Source organism: Enterobacter sp. SST3 (assembly GCF_000286655.1).
Classification (GTDB): Bacteria; Pseudomonadota; Gammaproteobacteria; order Enterobacterales; family Enterobacteriaceae; genus Enterobacter; species Enterobacter roggenkampii.
Genome location: NZ_ALNS01000063.1, coordinates 1 through 423 on the forward strand (window position 1 = coordinate 1; position 423 = coordinate 423).

At 66.9% G+C, this 423-nt stretch carries 1 protein-coding gene; it reads left to right on the forward strand.

Annotation, left to right across the window (positions count from 1 at the left end):
- Positions 1 to 423: substrate-binding domain-containing protein (locus B498_RS00005; RefSeq protein ID WP_008503536.1), on the forward strand; the 423-nt coding region annotated here is incomplete at both ends.

Here is a 423-nt window from a genome sequence, read left to right on the forward strand (position 1 = left end):
ATCAGCGCATTGCCCTGCTGAGCGGGCCGGAAAGCTCGGTCTCTGCTCGTGCGCGTCTGGCGGGATGGACATCTGCTCTGGCTCGCGCGGGGCGTGAAGCCGCTGCGGTGGCCTACGGGGACTGGAGCGCGGCCAGCGGTTATGAGAAAGGACATGTGCTGCTGTCGGGTACCGCATTGCCGGACGCCATTCTGGTGGCGAACGATCAAATGGCGCTCGGGGTGATGCGCGCCTGTGCTGAAAAGGGGATCGCGATCCCGGGTCAGATGTCGGTGGTCGGGTTCGACGATACGGCTGACAGCGCCTGGTTTTCCCCGCCGCTGACGACCATTCGCCAGGCGTTTCGCGAGGCGGGCGAGCGCAGCGTGGAGTGGCTGCTGGCCCCCACCGAAGGCGAGACGTGCTGGCAGGTTCAGCTGCCGG